This window comes from Oceanobacillus sp. AG (genome assembly GCF_009746545.1).
Classification (GTDB): domain Bacteria; phylum Bacillota; class Bacilli; order Bacillales; family Amphibacillaceae; genus Oceanobacillus; species Oceanobacillus indicireducens.
Window position 1 is genome coordinate 44,306 of record NZ_WOWT01000003.1, and the last position, 17,222, is coordinate 61,527.

At 41.1% G+C, this 17,222-nt stretch carries 18 protein-coding genes; 4 read left to right on the top strand and 14 right to left on the bottom strand.

The window, feature by feature from the left end:
* Positions 1-262 precede the first annotated feature (262 nt).
* Complete coding sequence (locus tag GN217_RS01530) at positions 263-925, bottom strand: TVP38/TMEM64 family protein (protein WP_156854610.1); 663 nt, start codon at positions 923-925, stop codon at positions 263-265.
* A gap of 186 nt (positions 926-1,111) precedes the next feature.
* Between GN217_RS01530 and GN217_RS01535 the strand changes: the two genes are divergently transcribed.
* Positions 1,112-1,495, top strand: a complete 384-nt coding sequence (locus tag GN217_RS01535) for a YhjD family protein (protein ID WP_156854611.1) — start codon at positions 1,112-1,114, stop codon at positions 1,493-1,495.
* On the opposite strand, the gene GN217_RS01540 is transcribed toward GN217_RS01535, so the two are convergent.
* Positions 1,476-2,027 (bottom strand): competence protein ComK, encoded by a 552-nt coding sequence (locus GN217_RS01540; RefSeq protein WP_156854612.1) that lies wholly within the window; start codon positions 2,025-2,027, stop codon positions 1,476-1,478. The genes GN217_RS01535 and GN217_RS01540 overlap by 20 nt on opposite strands.
* Positions 2,028-2,382: 355 nt before the next feature.
* Positions 2,383-3,378 (bottom strand): lipoate--protein ligase, encoded by a 996-nt coding sequence (lplA, locus tag GN217_RS01545; RefSeq protein ID WP_156854613.1) that lies wholly within the window; start codon positions 3,376-3,378, stop codon positions 2,383-2,385.
* A gap of 232 nt (positions 3,379-3,610) precedes the next feature.
* Between lplA and yhfH the strand changes: the two genes are divergently transcribed.
* Positions 3,611-3,739 carry a protein YhfH gene (gene yhfH, locus GN217_RS01550; RefSeq protein WP_156854614.1) on the top strand — a complete coding sequence of 43 codons (129 nt, stop codon included), beginning with the start codon at positions 3,611-3,613 and terminating at the stop codon, positions 3,737-3,739.
* 210 nt (positions 3,740-3,949) lie between these two features.
* Entirely contained in the window at positions 3,950-5,770 is a 1,821-nt protein-coding gene (pepF, locus tag GN217_RS01555; RefSeq protein ID WP_156854615.1) for an oligoendopeptidase F, read from the top strand.
* Between the two features lie 45 nt (positions 5,771-5,815).
* Here the strand turns inward: pepF and GN217_RS01560 are convergent, their stop codons facing one another.
* The 5 genes from GN217_RS01560 to GN217_RS01580 form a co-directional block, all read right to left on the bottom strand.
* A complete protein-coding gene (locus GN217_RS01560; RefSeq protein WP_156854616.1) occupies positions 5,816-6,118 on the bottom strand; it encodes a hypothetical protein in 303 nt (100 codons plus the stop codon).
* 54 nt (positions 6,119-6,172) lie between these two features.
* Complete coding sequence (gene hemY / locus GN217_RS01565; protein ID WP_156854617.1) at positions 6,173-7,573, bottom strand: protoporphyrinogen oxidase; 1,401 nt, start codon at positions 7,571-7,573, stop codon at positions 6,173-6,175.
* A complete protein-coding gene (gene hemH / locus GN217_RS01570) occupies positions 7,566-8,507 on the bottom strand; it encodes a ferrochelatase (RefSeq protein ID WP_156854618.1) in 942 nt (313 codons plus the stop codon). Before hemH ends, hemY begins: the two co-directional genes overlap by 8 nt.
* A gap of 43 nt (positions 8,508-8,550) precedes the next feature.
* Positions 8,551-9,588, bottom strand: coding sequence for a uroporphyrinogen decarboxylase (gene hemE / locus GN217_RS01575; protein WP_156854619.1), 1,038 nt, complete (start codon positions 9,586-9,588; stop codon positions 8,551-8,553).
* A 106-nt stretch (positions 9,589-9,694) separates the two neighbouring features.
* Complete coding sequence (locus tag GN217_RS01580) at positions 9,695-11,824, bottom strand: transglycosylase domain-containing protein (RefSeq protein ID WP_232334293.1); 2,130 nt, start codon at positions 11,822-11,824, stop codon at positions 9,695-9,697.
* Positions 11,825-12,149: 325 nt separating this feature from the next.
* Here GN217_RS01580 and GN217_RS01585 point away from each other — a divergent pair, with 325 nt between their 5' ends.
* Positions 12,150-12,653 carry an antibiotic biosynthesis monooxygenase family protein gene (locus GN217_RS01585; protein WP_156854623.1) on the top strand — a complete coding sequence of 168 codons (504 nt, stop codon included), beginning with the start codon at positions 12,150-12,152 and terminating at the stop codon, positions 12,651-12,653.
* Positions 12,654-12,808: 155 nt separating this feature from the next.
* On the opposite strand, the gene GN217_RS01590 is transcribed toward GN217_RS01585, so the two are convergent.
* The 6 genes from GN217_RS01590 to GN217_RS01615 form a co-directional block, all read right to left on the bottom strand.
* Positions 12,809-13,291 carry a thioredoxin family protein gene (locus tag GN217_RS01590; RefSeq protein ID WP_156854625.1) on the bottom strand — a complete coding sequence of 161 codons (483 nt, stop codon included), beginning with the start codon at positions 13,289-13,291 and terminating at the stop codon, positions 12,809-12,811.
* A gap of 5 nt (positions 13,292-13,296) precedes the next feature.
* Entirely contained in the window at positions 13,297-13,731 is a 435-nt protein-coding gene (locus GN217_RS01595) for a disulfide oxidoreductase (RefSeq protein ID WP_156854627.1), read from the bottom strand.
* 254 nt (positions 13,732-13,985) lie between these two features.
* Positions 13,986-14,612 (bottom strand): response regulator, encoded by a 627-nt coding sequence (locus tag GN217_RS01600; protein ID WP_156854629.1) that lies wholly within the window; start codon positions 14,610-14,612, stop codon positions 13,986-13,988.
* Between the two features lie 12 nt (positions 14,613-14,624).
* A complete protein-coding gene (locus tag GN217_RS01605) occupies positions 14,625-15,662 on the bottom strand; it encodes a sensor histidine kinase (RefSeq protein ID WP_156854631.1) in 1,038 nt (345 codons plus the stop codon).
* Positions 15,663-15,674: 12 nt separating this feature from the next.
* Entirely contained in the window at positions 15,675-16,442 is a 768-nt protein-coding gene (gene liaF, locus GN217_RS01610) for a cell wall-active antibiotics response protein LiaF (RefSeq protein WP_156854633.1), read from the bottom strand.
* A 135-nt stretch (positions 16,443-16,577) separates the two neighbouring features.
* On the bottom strand, positions 16,578-17,222 hold the full coding sequence (locus GN217_RS01615) for a phosphatase PAP2 family protein (protein ID WP_156854635.1): 645 nt from the start codon (positions 17,220-17,222) through the stop codon (positions 16,578-16,580).

The window sequence follows — 17,222 nt, forward strand, 5'->3', positions numbered from 1 at the left end:
TTAATCGTCTATGCAACTAATAAAATTAATTGAAAACAAAATCAGACGTTTATTTACAATTTTTACTGGGAGCGAGTCTAACACCCCAGAGGTTCCTGCAGGAAAAGAGGCAGCAATGAGACATCGCAAGGCGCCTCCGCCTCAGAAGGAGCTCATCAGCCGTCCGCAGAAAGCGCAGGTGTGTTGAGCCTCCCGAACCCGAGTATAAAGCAAAAGGCTTATATCTCTAGTTTACCAGAGATATAAGCCTGCTCCTATATTTTTAGTTTGTTCTTTTTGGATAGTTTTTCTCCATTACTTTGCGCTGTAATCGGCCTTCTAGGTATTTGCCAATGAACCAGAATAACCCCACTCCGATGAGTACGACGATTGTTTTCATCGGGTTTTTGGCAAATTCCATCATACTTGATCCGACGTAAGCGATAGAGAATATCATCACCGCTTTCCCGAGCAGCACAGCCAGAATAAACTGCTGTGCGCTAATCCTTGAAAAGCCTGCGACAATATTAATTATTGCAGATGGAGAAAATGGAAAACAAAGTAAAAGAAACAATGGTCCAAAGCCATGCCGTTCTACCCAGCTCGTCACCCGGGAGACTTGTTTGTTTTGCTTAATCTTTCGTTCCACCCATTCAGCATTTGATAACTTTCGCATGAGCAAGAAAACAAGAATCGCACCAACACAAGCACCAATCCATGAATAGAGAAAACCTTTCAATAAACCATAAGCAGCAGCATTCGCCAAGACAAATACCATAAGCGGTAAAAATGGCAAGAGCGCTTCAATAAAAGGCAATAAAATTCCTGGTAAAGGGCCTAATCCTTCATACTGGTTCAATAGTTGTTGAATAAATTCCTCAATTTCTTCATTTTGTAATTTCGTTCTCCAATTTTGAAATGTAATGGTCGTTGATAATAAGTACATGTAAGCCCATTCTCCTCAGCATAGATGAACACGTTTCTTATAGTTTAAGTTATCTTTCAGAAATATCCTAGTTTAACATCACTAAATTTTGCCACTTTCTTTTTTCTCTTTTATTATAGTATTTTTTTCAAGTTTGTCGTATAATAAACTAAAGCAAACACATGTTCTCTTAAAGGAGGATGGCTCATGCGATTTATTACGGAAGAGGAATACGCAATCGCTTCCCGTTTCCTATTTCTTTCGATGGCAATTGTTGTAATGAGACAAGACATCCAGCATGTTGACGAAGGGCCGTTTAAAATTAAAGCGCCCTATCTGGAACTTTTGAAGAAAATGGAGTCTTTGGCGTTAGAAGAGCGAAGGGGCTTAAAATTCAAGATGAAGAAACAAAATATAGAAGTCATTACGCTAAACAAAAATGATTCCTTCTCCTCTTTTCTGTTTCTTTGCCAAGGCAGAGAGGAAAAACGGAACTATTTCAATCCTTCCATCCGCAAAAAAGTGGAACTGATTATCAAAGAACATCTCATTCAAGCGCTTGAGACCGACTCTAATCGCGTTCATTCTTAAAAATATTCGGCGCGTCAAATGGATTCGGGGTCTCGGCTATCATCCCTTTCCCCATATAGTGTAAACGGCTATTCAATCTATAACGGAACTGGGCTGTTCGGCGTACCTGATTGGTTAACGAACCGTAAGACACATCAAGGGTGATTGTTTTTCCATTGATAAAAAGTACTTCGGTGTCTCCTTCAGTTAACGGTATCACGTCATCAACATGGGAATGAGAGAGCCAAGAACACTTTGGGCTTGTCGGGGAGTATGTAGGCAGGAAATACATACCACTTGCGGGATCAATGGAAACAGGAACTTTATGGGTGAACCCGCTAATGACGCGGCTTCCTTCCTGCCTTCCCTTCAAACTGCTCCCGAAGAACATGCAGGCTTCATCGATGAGTTTACTTGGGGATTTGTCGCTAACGTACTCTGCCGACTCATCCAAGATATAACTGATGAGTCTGCCCTCTTTATCACGGCTCGCGATAATAGCCATTGTCAACGGACTGATTTCATGAGAAGAGGTAAATATTTTTGCATTCATTTAGAAACTTCCTTTCCATGAGAAAAAGAAAGTGGCTTGAACATATAATAACAAAGACCCATTAAAAAAGAAAGACATAAAACCAAATTTTTAGAAAAAAAACCAACAAACTGATAGATTTGTCATTACATAATCAATTTTTAAAACAAAAAAAGACCTAGACATTCCATCTTCGTCAAGGTCTATTAACTCAAATCTCCCTAATCACTTTCATCCAACGTAAGTGTCTGGCTTGTTCACACCAGCAACCCGCGGAAAGCGAGAGGTGTCTGGACTGCGGACCTCCAGAAGTAAGTCGCACACACTCACGCTGAATAAAAGGAATCAGCAGCTCATTGACTAGGAGTTTAAGTTTTTAATAAATCAAATTAATGAAATCTTCTTTGGAGATTTTCCCAAGATAATGTGAAACGGGGAAGTCTTCGAGTGCTGCTTCAATTGTTTTTCGATCATGACGGAGACCAATTAATTTATTCTCCAAGTCTTTAATGTCCCCAATTCCGAAGAAGTCACCAAAAATCGTGCAATCCTCAATGATTCCTTTTTTCACATTTAGACGAACGTCAACAAGGCCTGCAGGGAATTTGTGAGCTTCCTGAATGTTGAATGACGGTGACTTACCATAGTTCCATTCCCACTTTTGATAACGGTTCCGGGAAATCTCATGGATTTTTTCCCAGTCTTCATCTGTCAGTACATATTGTGGAACGTCTTTGACATCATCGACGTTAAACACATGCTTCAAAATCATTTCTTTAAATTCTTCAATCGTCAGCTTGTCTTCTAAGTATTCATTAATATTTGCTACACGACTTCGAATTGATTTTATTCCTTTCGATTCGATTTTAATCTTGTTAACTTTCAACGCTTTCGTCAGTTCATCGATTTTCGAATTTAACATTAGTGTACCATGACTAAACATTCTGCCTCTCGTAGAAAACATGGCGTTTCCGGAAATTTTTCTTCCTTCTACCGCAATATCGTTTCTACCTTGCAACTCAGCTGGTACCCCTCTTTCATTCAATGCATCAACGATCGGCTGGGTGAACTTCTGGAAGTTTTGGAAGCTCTCCCCGTCATCTTTCGTAATAAAGCTGAAATTCAAGTTCTCTTCATCGTGATACACTGCACCGCCACCGGATAATCGGCGAACAACTTTAATATTATTCGCATCTACATAATCCGTGTTGATTTCTTCAATCGTGTTTTGGTTTCTTCCGATAATAATGGAAGGTCCATTCACATAAAAGAGCAAGTATGTATCCGTTTCTCCGAAGTTTTCCAAAATATATTCTTCAATGGCGAGGTTGATCATTGGATCGGTAATTCCTTTGTTATCAATAAATTTCATTGCCTGGCCTCCTCTTGATTATCTATATAAATATTCTAATGGAAACAAAATTCTAAAGCAATAAATAAAGCCAGGCTAACGTGTAGTATAACAACGTTTTCGTCGCATATTATATAATAGTCAAAAAAGTTTTTCAAAAATGTATTAAAACAGCGTTGACAAATTACACTCTGTTATATTACAATACATTCAACAGGTAATTAATTGACAAACAAACGAGGAGGAACCACGCATGCTAGGTTTAGTTGAGTTTTTCAAAAGTTTACCAAAGAAGAAGTGCAACAAATGCGGTCAGGATATTTATGAAAAAGCTGACTGCTATGGCAATATTTGTGATGAATGTGATCATCCTGCAAGATAGTCACGCGCTTCATTTGTTTTACAGAACCTATTCACTCTAGTTTAGTTTCCAACTGTATTACAACACCATATTTCTCCTTTTAAGACAGTTGTTCATAAGAACATCTGTCATTTTTTCTTTCCCTTCTTTTGAAAGATTCTATCATTTTATTTTTATTTGTATTATAATCATTTAGAGTATCGAAATAAATAACTAAAAGGGGACTCGAAAATGACTGTTCATACAAATAGACGTGCCGAGCGCCGGGATGTACCAGAGGAACAAAAATGGAACCTAGCGGACTTGTTCCCAACCCCTCAAAACTGGAAGCTTGAGCTCAATAATTTGGAAAAAGAAACGGATCAGGTGGCTATCTTTAGGGGTAAAATAACAGAAAGTGCGACTACTCTGCTCCAAGCACTAAAAGCTCTTGAAAGCTACCGGGAAAAAGTTGTTCGTGTAGCTACCTATTCGAATTTAAAAGCGAGTGCAGATGGGTCTGACCCCGCCAATCAGCGGGACGTGGCGCTCACCAGCAGTGTATTAGCGAGGATTAATGCAAAACTTTCCTTTTTCCATTCGGAGTTGCTGGAATTAACGAGCGATAAGGTCCAGCACTTCCTAGCAAGTGAACCAAAACTAAAAAATTATGAAAAAATACTTTACGACGCATTAGAAGATAAACCCCATACCCTTGCACCCGAAGTGGAGGAAACACTGGCAGCACTCCATGAAGTCCATGGTTCCCCTCACCAGATTTATCAACGGGCAAAAACAGCGGACATGCAATTTGACCCGATCACCAATGCGGAAGGTGTCGAGCTGCCGATGTCTGAATCATTATATGAGGACCGTTATGAGTTCTCAGCCGATACAACAACGCGAAGGAATGCCTATAAGTCTTTTACGAAAACATTGGATAAATATAAAAATACATTTGCTCACCTTTATGCAACAGAAGTCACAAAACAAGTGACAATGGCAAAGCTCCGAAAGTTCCCGTCTGTAACCGACATGCTGCTTGCACCTCAGCAGGTGACAAAAGAAATGTACCATAATCAGCTTGATATCATCGGAAAAGAATTAGCACCACATATGCAGCGATACGCAAAGTTAAAGAAAGAGAAACTTGGTCTTCGGGAATTACATTATTGTGATTTAAAAGCTCCACTCGATCCTTCACTCAATCCAAAAACGACTTATGAAGAAGCTACGGATATTATTCTTGACGCGCTATCAATCATGGGTCCGGAATATCATGAAATTATGAAGAAATCTATTTATGATGGGTGGGTTGACCGGGCGGACAATATTGGAAAGGCAAACGGAGCTTTCTGTTCGAGTCCGTATGGAGTACACCCGTATATTTTGATTACATGGACAGATACGATGCGAGGTGCATTCGTACTCGCTCATGAGATGGGCCATGCCGGACATTTCTACCTTGCCGGGAAAAATCAATCCTTCATGAATACACGCCCGTCAACCTATTTTGTTGAGACTCCATCGACATTAAACGAATTGCTGCTAGCGGAACGTCTTCTGCAGGAAACAGAAGATGTCCGGATGAAGCGCTGGGTCATTACCCAATTACTCGGTACATATCACCATAACTTCATCACCCATTTACTTGAAGGCGAATTACAACGTCGAGTCTATGATTTAGCGGAAAATGGTGTGCCACTCACAGCTGATGTGTTAACGGAGCAGAAACTCGATGTGATCAAGAATTTCTGGGGTGATAGTATTACGGTCGATGAGCGGGTCGGATTAACATGGATGAGGCAGCAGCATTACTATATGGGACTCTATCCGTATACGTATTCTGCTGGACTCACAGTATCAACAGCTGTTGCTCAGATGATTAAAGAAGAAGGACGCCCTGCTATAAATCGCTGGTTAGACGTATTAAAAGCTGGCGGCACGAAGAAACCACTTGATTTGATTAAACTAGCAGGAGTCGACATGTCCAAGCCGGACGCGATTAAAGTGGCGGTCGATTATGTCGGTTCATTAGTTGATGAGCTAATCAGAAGTTACGAAAATGAATAAATAGAAAAATCGCCTGAAATCAAATGATAAGATTTCAGGCGATTTTTAGTGACTGTAATTTTTCTCTACGGAATCTGTGTAATTCGTAACTTCCGCACCTTCCTGTTCAATTCCTTTATTATGGAAAAGAGCAAGCAGACGATCTTGCGTTGCTTGCGATGTAATAATACAGTAATGACTGAAGGATTTTGTCTTAATTCTCAATTCGTACTGATCATTCACTTCTTTATCATATCCGTAAAATTTATGATTTACATCAATTTTAACAAGTTTATACGATTTGATATTCTTCCAACTTATAAATCGTGCCCCGCAAAGGATACCATCATTTACAACTGCAAATTTCAAAAAAATACAAAGAAAGAAAAACACCGAATCGAAACTGACTGGTGTTTTCCCTCATCAATTATTCTTCAAAAATTGTAAAGCTTCTAATGCGGCTTTCTTTCCATTTGCTACACAATCGGGAATACCTGCGCCGTCGTAAGAGCTACCGATGATTTGGATACCGGGTAGTTGGGTCGAAAGTTCGTCGCGGATACGTTGAATGAACTTACGATGACCGACTTGATATTGCGGACGGGCATCCTTCCAGCGTGTAACGACTGTAAACTGAGGATCTGCCTTAATCGTCATTACTTTCTTCAATTCATCCAATACAAGTTCCGTTAGCACCTCATCGCTTAGCTTCATGAATGCTTGTTTTTCTGGACTTCCGACATAGACACGGAGTAATACTTTATTTTCCGGTGTTGTTGATGGCCATTTCTTATTCGTCCACGTACAAGCTGTAATTTCAATATCTCCTTCACGAGCTACTTGAAACCCGGTCCCATCAAGATCATTTTCAATTGCATCCCCATCAAATGCCATCACTACATTTGCCGTTGAGACAGCAGGAATCTGCTTCAGTTCCTGTAAAAAAGGATGATCGCAGAAAAGATTCGGAACGGCCGAATGCTCTGTTGCAAGGATAACAGCTTCTGCAGCAAGCTTCTCTCCTGATTCCAGGTAAATTTCATAGCCGAAGTCTGTCTTTACAATCTGTTCAGCCGCCACTCCTGTACTGACGGTATCTGCAGCTAATTTCTCATGCAACTGGTGAACTAATGTTTCCAGTCCGTCTTTAAAGGTGAAAAATATCCCGGATGAACGTTTTTCCTTCGTGACAGGTTTATTAGGCATATGTTCCTGTAATCCCTTCATGACACTTCCGTACTTCTGTTCCAGTTCGTAAAATAGCGGATAGATTGCCATCAAGCTCATCGCATCAATGTCACCAGAGTGGATCCCAGCAAGCATCGGGGCGATTAAACGGTTCACCGCTTCATCACCAAATCTTCGGCGCATAAATAAACCGAGGGGCTGGTCTTCCACCGGCTCGCCCTTTGGAATCTCAAGCTCCTCTAGTGCTCGCTTTTTCCCTGCTTCCGTAAAGATTTCCGTATCCACAATTGCCTTTTCTTCTTTTGGTACTCCCATAAACGTCCCTGCTGGCATTGGATGCAGCTTTCCGTCCACAAGAATGAAAGACGAGCCTGTCTCGTTAAAGATCATCTCATCTTCTAATCCAAGCTCCTTCGTCAGCTCGACGATAGCTGGTTTTCTAGAGAGCAGGGAATCTGGTCCTTGTTCGATTGTAAAACCATCCCGCTTCATCGTCTTTATCTTACCACCAAGACGCTCACTTGCTTCGATCAACTTTAGTTTAATCGGTTCTTGCTTACGCTTGCTTTCTTGCTGTAAGTAAAAGGCGGCGGATAAACCTGTTATACCGCCGCCGATAATTACAATATTACGCATGTGCGTCACGCTTTTCCGTTTTCAACACAACATCTGCCAATGTTTCGATGAATAACGGAGCCAAGTTCGGCATTTCTGGACGATAATAGTTCGCACCGACTTCATCACAAACAACTTTACATTCGTAATCATTGTCATATAAAACTTCCAAATGATCGGCAACAAATCCGACCGGAGCATAAATAAAGGAACGGTAACCTTTTTCATTGTATAGATCACGAGTTAAATCTTGAACATCAGGACCGAGCCATGGGTCAGGCGTGTTCCCTTCACTCTGCCAACCTACTTCATAATTTTTAATTCCGGTAGCTTCAGAAATAAGCTTCGCGGTTTCTGCCAGCTGTTCCGGGTACGGGTCACCGGCTTGGATAATTTTCTCTGGTAAGCTATGAGCTGAAACAATCAGCACTGTTTTTTCTTGTTCCTCTTTCGGTAGCTCGTCATAAATAGCTTTAATACCGTCTGCCCAGAATTTGATATAGCCTGGTTCGTTATACCAATCAACGACAGAAGTGAGCGTTATACCATGTTTATCTGCTTCTTCTTTTGCCCGTTCGTTATATGATTTAATGCTGAATGTAGAATAATGTGGAGCTAATACGATGGAAACAGCTTCTTTAATTCCATCCTGCGCCATTTTCTCTACCGCTTCTTCAATAAATGGCGTAATATGTTTGAGACCGATATATACTTTATATTCCACTTCATCTTGTACTTCATTTAACTTAACACATAGACTATTCGCTTGGTCTTCTGTAATTTTCGCAAGCGGGGATACACCGCCAATTGCATCATAGCGCTCCTTCAAATCTTGAAGTGCTTCCGGCTCAGGTTTTCTGCCGTGTCTGATATGTGTGTAATAAGGTTCAATATCCTCTTCTTTAGTTGGAGTTCCATATGCCATTACTAATAAGCCTTTTATTTTTTTCGCCATTTTTCAACACCTCATCTTTAATATTCATTGCGTCCTGCTATTTTTAAGAACGCTTGCTATATTCATGAACTAAATTTGTCAGCTTTTTCAATGTTTCCGGCTTAATTTCCGGTGTCACACCGTGGCCGAGATTAAAGACATGCTTCCCTTGCTTTATGCCTTCATCTAAAATATTCTTTGTGCGTTTTTCGATATTTTCCCATTCGGTTAAGAGCATAACGGGATCAAGATTACCTTGTAATACTTTCGTTACTCCCATATTCCTTGCTTCTGTAATCGATGTTCTCCAGTCTAACCCGATTACGTCTACTGGAAGATCGTTCCACTCAAGCAGGAGGTGACGGGCACCTACACCGAAAATAATGAGCGGGACGTCAAGCTTCCGTAACTCACTGCAAATTCTTGTCATTACCGGTTTAATAAACACACGGTAATCTGGAGCATTCAGTGATCCTACCCAAGAATCAAATAGCTGGATTGCTCGGGCTCCCGCTTCCACCTGGGCTTCAACGTATGTAATAATCATGTCTGCCAATTTGTCCATCAATAGGAACCATGTTTCCGGTTCAAGGTACATGAGTTTTTTGGTTTCGTGATAGCTTTTTGATGGGCCGCCTTCAATCATATAGCTTGCCAATGTGAAAGGCGCTCCGCTAAAGCCAATAAGCGGGACTTCCAGCTGTTCCTCCGTCAGGATACGAATTGTATCCAAAATATAAGGAATGTCCGCGTTTGGATTAATCGTTCCAAGCGCTTCTACATCTTGAAAGCTGCGGATTGGATTATCGACGACTGGGCCGATGCCTGCCTTGATTTCTACATCAATCCCCATTGCCGGTAGTGGCGTCATAATATCTTTGTATAGAATTGCTGCATCCACATTATAATTTTCTACTGGGAGTCTTGTAACATATGCACTCAACTCAGGCTGATGTGTGATTTCAAACAGGGAATACTTTTTCTTAATCTCCTGATATTCCGGTTGAGATCTTCCTGCCTGGCGCATGAACCAAGCAGGTGTGTAACTTGTTTCTTTACCGCGATACGCTTGTAAAATTGTGTCATTCATCTTTTTCGTCATTTATTTCATCCTTTTGTCATTATCACTTTCGCCATCTTAAACTATAACGATTCTTAATAAGCCTGTATAGGTTTTCGACTTGAATGTCACTAATTTGTCTAAAACGTTAGTTCAAAATAACTGTTTCCGATCTTTGACTTTCAAGCTTTGTGAACGGGTCATAGGTGACGACATAATATTTTTTATGCTTAAACAATGCATGTTCTATCATATATTCACTTTCCCCTTCCACTTCTCCGATTCTTCTGTCGATGCCATCCCTTTCTTCATAAATCCGGTAGATTGCTCGCTCATCATCTAAAGGGTCCCAACTGATTTTCCCTTGCACTAAAGAGATACCGCCCCATACATAATTTGCTTGAACGTTGGTTACCGGGGCAATCCAGACTGGTTCCGCGAGTGCTTCCACCGTATCCGGTTTTTCAAATTTCTCAGCTAATGGGTGTAGTTTGTCGATTTCTGTCAATATATCTTGAATAAACCGAGCCGGATAAATACTTCCACCTGTTAAATAGTGTTCTGCATCGGATTGATCATAACCAGTCCAAGCAGCCATTACGTATTCAGGAGTATAGCCGACAAACCATGCATCCTTCACTTCGTTTTCCACGAGTGGATGTTGTGTCGTTCCTGTCTTTCCGGCGAGTGCTTTCGAATAGGTTCGAGCTGCTTCCGGCATGGATTCTACTGCTTTTCGGAGCATTTCTGTCATGTCCCAAGCAACTTGTGGCGTAAACACTTCCTTTTCTTCTGACTTATTTTTATAAATGCGTGTATCGTTATAATCATAGATTTCTTCAATTGTATAAGCTTTGATGAAATTCCCATCTTTTGCAAACGTTCGGTATGCTTCGACGAGATTAAGTGGTGTAACTCCTTCATAAAGCCCACCAAGTGCAATCGCTAAGTCTTCATCCTCAATATCCATGTCCAACTTTTCTAAATAGCTTTTCGCATAGGGAATACCAATGCGATCTAGCAACCAAACGGCTGGAACGTTTTTTGAAGTTACGAGACTGTCATACATACTCACTACCTTTTGATACGTATCGTCGACATTGGCAACAGGATAATTTCCATTCACAGCTTTTTCATCCGGCAGCAACGAATACGGTGTAAATGTTTCCTCTTGCATCAGTGCAGGACCATAGACTGCTAACGGCTTGAACGTTGAACCCGGTTGCCGATTGACCGTAACACGATTTAAATCGCCGAAAGTATAATCCCTGCCACCAATTGCGGCAATAATTTTCCCTGTATCCTGGTCCATCATAACAAATGCCCCTTCTGTACCAGAAGTATTTCCAGGGAAATAATCATCTTTGGTAAACATTTCGTAAGCAGTTTGCTGAACGTCATCTTCCATTCCGACGATAATCCGGTAACCTCCCCTTCTCAATTGTTCGATCGGCAGCTGACTCTTTTCCTGCGCTTCTTTTATGACTAGGTCAAGATAACTATCGATCCACGGGGTATTAGCTGCTTCTTCCAATTGTAAACCAAGCGCTTTCCCTTGTTCCGTTTGTTTTGTCTCTATCGAAATCATCCCAGCATGCTCCATCGCGGCAAGGACGATATTCCTTCGCTCCAAAGCTTTTTCCGGATGGTTTATTGGGGAGTAACCGTTTGGAGCCTTAGCCATTCCAGCAAGCAGTGCCCCTTCTCCAATTGATAATTCGCTCGCATGTTTCGAGAAATAAAAGTTTGCTGCTTTCTCTATGCCATAGATTCCGTGACCGAAGTAAATTTCATTGAGATAAAGTTCTAAGATTTCTTCTTTAGACAGCTTTCTTTCCAAGTAAATAGCCGCTGCCGCTTCTTTCGCTTTACGGGTCCAGGTTTTATCATTATATAAAAACAAGTTCTTTACGAGCTGCTGCGTAATTGTACTCGCACCCTCTACTTTGCTCATCGCGATGATATCCCTATACACAGCCCGCGTAACCGACTTGATATCAATACCGGCATGTTCATAAAACCGTCTGTCTTCAATCGCAATATAAGCATCTTGTACATGTTTAGGTATTTCATCCAGCGGAATATAATCACGATTTTCCTGATAGAGTTCCGCAATGACTTCTCCATCAGCGGTTTCAATCGTTGTCGTCTGGGCAAGGATGAGCGCATCCTCATCGACAATCTGACTACCGAAGTAGATAATCATAGCATAACCAGCTAAAGCCAAACCTATAATGGAAACAAGCGTAATGATTATCCATTTCAGTTTTCGATTCATCTTCCTTTGATTCGGTTTCACCATTATTCCACCTCTACCTCTGCATTATACGACAATCTTCTACAGGGATAAAGTGAAACTTCACTCAGTGGGGGTTTCCTTACTCCCCGACTGAATGTTAGTTGAACAGAATCAGGGATTTACCGGCTGTTTATCCCCCACTTTCACATGCTAGGCTTCCCTCATGTTTAGATGCGGGGATATTACAGACCGTTAATACGTGATAAAGTTTGAATAAGTTGTTTGGGAAACTTCTGTCGTTGCGTACAGCGTTCGGTTTTAGGGTAGAATAGGAGTTAAGAGGAATATAGAAAGGGGAATAAAATTGAATGCATACATGACAAACGGTACGATTGACTTCTTGCTGCAAATGGAAAAAAAACATGAAGAATTAGAACTAAAACTCATGGAAAATAATGCGGGTGGGCTTCTCTATTATGAACATCCGACAAAAGAAATTTTTCAATCTGGCCGGAAATATGAGATCCTGGAAGCAACAGGGGAGATACAACAAAGAGGTTATGTCGTCATGAATAATATCCCTGTGGCTGAAGAAAGCAGAGCTTTATTCGAAGACCGTTTCAAGCGGCGGAAACATTCCGTCGAAGCAATGCCAGGATTTCAAGCATTCCGGGTATTACGCCCCTATAAAGGAACAACATATGTCATTTTAACCCAATGGTCCTCAAAAAAGGATTTTGAATACTGGAAGGCATCTGGCGAGTTCCAAAAAGCACATGAATTAGACCAAGTGAAGCCATCTTCCTATTTTTTCAAAAACACCTATTTAGCAACCTATGATATGTATGTAGAGGAAGAGGAAGAATAAAAACAGCGTACCAAATGGTATCCTTCCACGGAGCAGTTCAGACACCTGGACTGCGCACCTCGAGACCTAAGTTGGCTTTACACTGAATGAAAGTAATCAGTAGTTTAAAAAGGTTACCCGCTTATATTAAAGTGGATAACCTTTTTTCGTTTCGTTTATTCACCAGCCAAGACGAATTCATTAAAGAATTGTTCGTATTGTTCTTCAGGGTGCTGGCCTTCGAGGCGAGCTACTTCCTTACCATTCTCATAATAAATGAGAGTAGGTGTGGAGCGAATGCCAAATGGTTCCGCTTCTTCACCAAACTCAAGCAAGTTCAGCTTCTTCATATCTACATCCATCTTTTCTGTCAATGGAACGAGATAAGGTGTTGTCTGCTGACAGTATACACAGGTCGGGCTGTAAAAATAAACAGTAGTTGGTTCCCCACTCTCCACCTGCTCAATCAAATCATCCGGTAAAATTTGATTGCCGTATAATGGATCTCCTAATTGGTCGATGGTCGCTTGATCTAAATCATTGGTTCCATATGGATTATCTCCTTCAAGCGCTTTGTTGTTTTTATAATTAAGCGCAAAGAATAACGCTATAAATAGTACCACAACCACGGAGACAATTATCGTGACTTTCTTACCCATTCGAATCAGTTCCTCCTTATTTCTTTAAGCAAAAGTAGATGGAAAACAAAGATGACAATAAATGCTACACCAGCCATAAATGGAATCGTGATGAAACCGAAGTAATTCACATAGATTGCATTACATGGTACGGCACCACTACATGATCCTCCCATTTCATGGAAGGCCGGAACTTTTTGAAGTAAGTAATGATACGTGGAGACAAACATCCCAATCCCGCTTAATACCAATCCCGACAATGTCATTTTTACATCTTTTTTCCATAGTGCCAATCCATAGATGATAACTAACGGGTACATTAAAATCCGTTGATACCAGCATAGCTCGCAAGGGATATAACCCATTACTTCGGAATAAAACAAACTTCCGGTAGTTGCTACAAAGGCCTGTACCCAAATAATCAGCAAAAGATTCTCTGCCTTTTTCGTCAATGAATGCATAAGTTTGGGTCCTTTCTGACTCTTTTCCTTTATCGCGTATTAACGGTCTCTAATACCCCCACTTCTAAAATAAGGGAAGCCCAACATATGAAAGTGAAGGATATACAGTTCGTAAATCCCTGATTCTGTTCAACCAACATTCAGTGGGGGAGGTAAGGATACCTCCACTGAATGAAGTTTCACTTTAACATTATACGAATAGAAAAATGATAATACAATTTCTACGCCTCGGAATTTATGACTATTTCGTGGCGTTAGAGCAATTGATTGCGGTGGACATAGACCGCAGCCTGTGTCCGGTCCTTTACTTCAAGTTTAGAAAGGATATTACTTACATGGGTTTTCACCGTTTTAATTCCGATGAATAGGTGTTCACTTATCTCCTGGTTCGTCATCCCGTTTCCAATGCAAAGAAGTACTTCCAGTTCCCGCTCCGTCAATTCATCATGCAGTTTCTTCTCCGACTGGCGAAAGTTTGAGAGCATTTTCCCGGCTATTTTCGGTTCAATCACATTTTCCCCTTTTACCGCTTTTAATATTGCTTGCACAATCTCTGTTGCGGAAGCCGTTTTAAGTAAATAACTGAATGCTCCTGCCTCCAGTGCCGGAAAGATTTGTTCATCATCATAAAAACTTGTTAAAATAATTACCCTGCAGCTTGGCAGCACTTCTGAAATCTTTTGTGTCGCTTCAACACCATCCCCGTCCTCCATCATTAGATCCATTAAAACGACATCCGGCTTTTCCTTTTCAATAATCGCAATGCTTGCATTCCCGCTACTTGCTTCACCGACGACTTCTATCTCGGGCTCTGTTGTCAAATAAGCGATAATACCCTTCCGTACGACGTCATGGTCATCGACAACGACTACTCGGACCATATTACTCCCCCTTTAAAATGGTATTCTTATATCGATATATGTTCCTTCATCCGGGTTCGAACGAAGCTGAAAAGTTCCACCGAGCTCTTCACTACGCTCCCGCATCGTCTTCAACCCGTAAGATGTCTTCTTATCTCTATTCGTTGATACATCGAAACCCTTCCCATTATCGCGAATATGGATAAATAATTCATGACGCAAATTTCTGATATTTACCTGAACAATTGTAGCGTTTGCGTGACGTAAAATATTGGAGAAAGCCTCTTGAATAATTCGAAAAACATGTTCTTCCTTTGTGTCTGATAAGACAAGATCATCTTCTACTTCCACCCGGAAATCGATTGGGCTTCTCATTTGCAATTCTTCTACTAATTTTTTAATCCCTTCATGTATAGTCTCACCTGATAAATACACTGGCCTCAGATGCAAAAGTAGTGCCCGCATCTCCGTTTGCGCTTGCAGTGCCATTGCAGCAACTTCCTTCATTTGCGTCTTTGCTACCTCTGGTCTTGCTTCCATTTGCTTTACAGCTGCTTCCGACATCATCGTGAGAGCGAATAATTGCTGACTCACCGCATCGTGCAGATCCCGCGCAAGTCGCTGCCTCTCCTCTATTACTGCTGATTTATGGGCAGACTTCGCAAGTTCTGACTTCTCATCCGCCATCCGCTGTAATGATTTCACCTGATCTTGCAACTTTTTCCCTAATTCATTCAATTCATTACCTATTCTAGTGACCTCGTCATTTTCCTCAAAGTGAACACTCGATTGGTAATTGCCATTCGCAAATTGTGTAATTAGCACGGAGAGAGTATCCAGCCTCGTTTTAAAATTCCCGCTTGACCTGAAGCCTGTATAGACAGCAATAATTAATCCGATAAAAACATACAACCCGGTAAAGAGGAAGATCGCTGATGGATTGAGCCAGCCGGGTTCAAATAGAACATAGAGCAATAGCAGGATTGCAAGGAGTGTCACAGTAGACAGGAGAAGCCCTGACAAATGGGAATGGATAAAAATATAACGGATGCTTGAAAATCTCTTCTTCAATGCCTTCTCCCCCTACACTTGGTCAACTCGAATACTCCCTGCTTTTAATTGGATGTAAAAGTCAATCTTTCTTACAGCTTCTTCATAATTATCTGTTTCATATGAGTAGGAACGACTGATTCCTTCTGAAACGTTACCAATGACGTTAATATCCCCGACCTTCACATTTGCTTCAATTCGGAAATCAACATTCTCCGGAATTAGTATATGAACATCACCAGCAAGTGAATGGATGAAAATTGGAATCTCCTTCTCTGGGATAAATGCTTTCGAAAAATCGAGATAAAAGTCTCCCGCAAGCATATTAATATTCATCGGTTCTACCTTCCAGTTCGGTTCACTGTACTCCTGGCTCCCGATGGTGAAGTTCTGTGTCTTCACTGTCATATCTTGACGTTTCCTCAAGCTCGGGCTACCTTCCCTTAAAATATGAATATACCTTCTACCTCGTCCAAAGCCAATCAAAACAAAACCGAAGTATATAATGAATAACGGCCAGAGCTTCACTACATCTGTAAAGTAAAACGTAAGGACCTCGAAACGATCGAGGAATAATAATCCCCCGAATACGGTAAAGAAGATGCCGAGAAACCAGTGGGTTCCCCGCTTCCGGAAATAATCGAACATCCATTTGAGCCCGAGAACAAGGATGAACACTGGATAAACATAGTGCCAGAGGCTGCGGAATCCGAAATCCATGATTCCAATATTAGCAAGCACAAGCATGATGCCGGCACCGATTAAAAATATCGCAATAAAGTATTGAAAAAAACGTCTCATTCGCATCACTCTTTCTTTTTAACATAAGGAAAGAGAATGATTAGAACCCAATTGGCAATCCGCGCTCTCTTTCTGTTCCTCTTCAGTCTACCGGTCCAGCCTCCATCCGTGAACCTTCCCTGGATTGCTTCCATCTCAGTCTTTAGACGGAGATACTTTCTTAATCAACCTTTCATATAGGAAAATAAAAACGGTTAGGAGAAGAAATCCGATAAAGAAGCCGGCGAATACATCAGTTAAGTAATGAACGTTGATAATGTACCTACTAATTCCAATTAACAATATCAGAATCCCGCAGGCAATTTGCACTGTTAAAATCTGTCTTTTAGACTTTAATTGACGCGTAATGAAATAAGCAAGCAGTCCGTAGCAAACAACGGAAAGCATCGCATGTCCAGACGGGAAACTGTAGCCCTCCGCATTGAGACTCACAGAAATACTCGGGCGTTCCCTTGTTACGAAGAGCTTGATTACTTCATTAACCTTATGCGTGAGGTAAATACCGCCACCGAAAAAGAAAGCTGGCAGCCAATGCTTAAACCAAATAAATAAAAGTATCGTAACAATTGCGACAAAAGGATATAAAAAGAAACTGGAGCCAAGATGGGTGATCAATTGGAAAGGCTCCAGGAGAAACGATTGCCCGAGCGAATCGACAAACCTTCTTGTAATTTGATCAAGATAAGGCATTTTCCCTTGCGATAGCTGCAGTACCCATACGCCTGTAATCAGTATTAAAGCGACAAAAAAAACGAGCAAAATATTCTTTCTAGCCTTCAT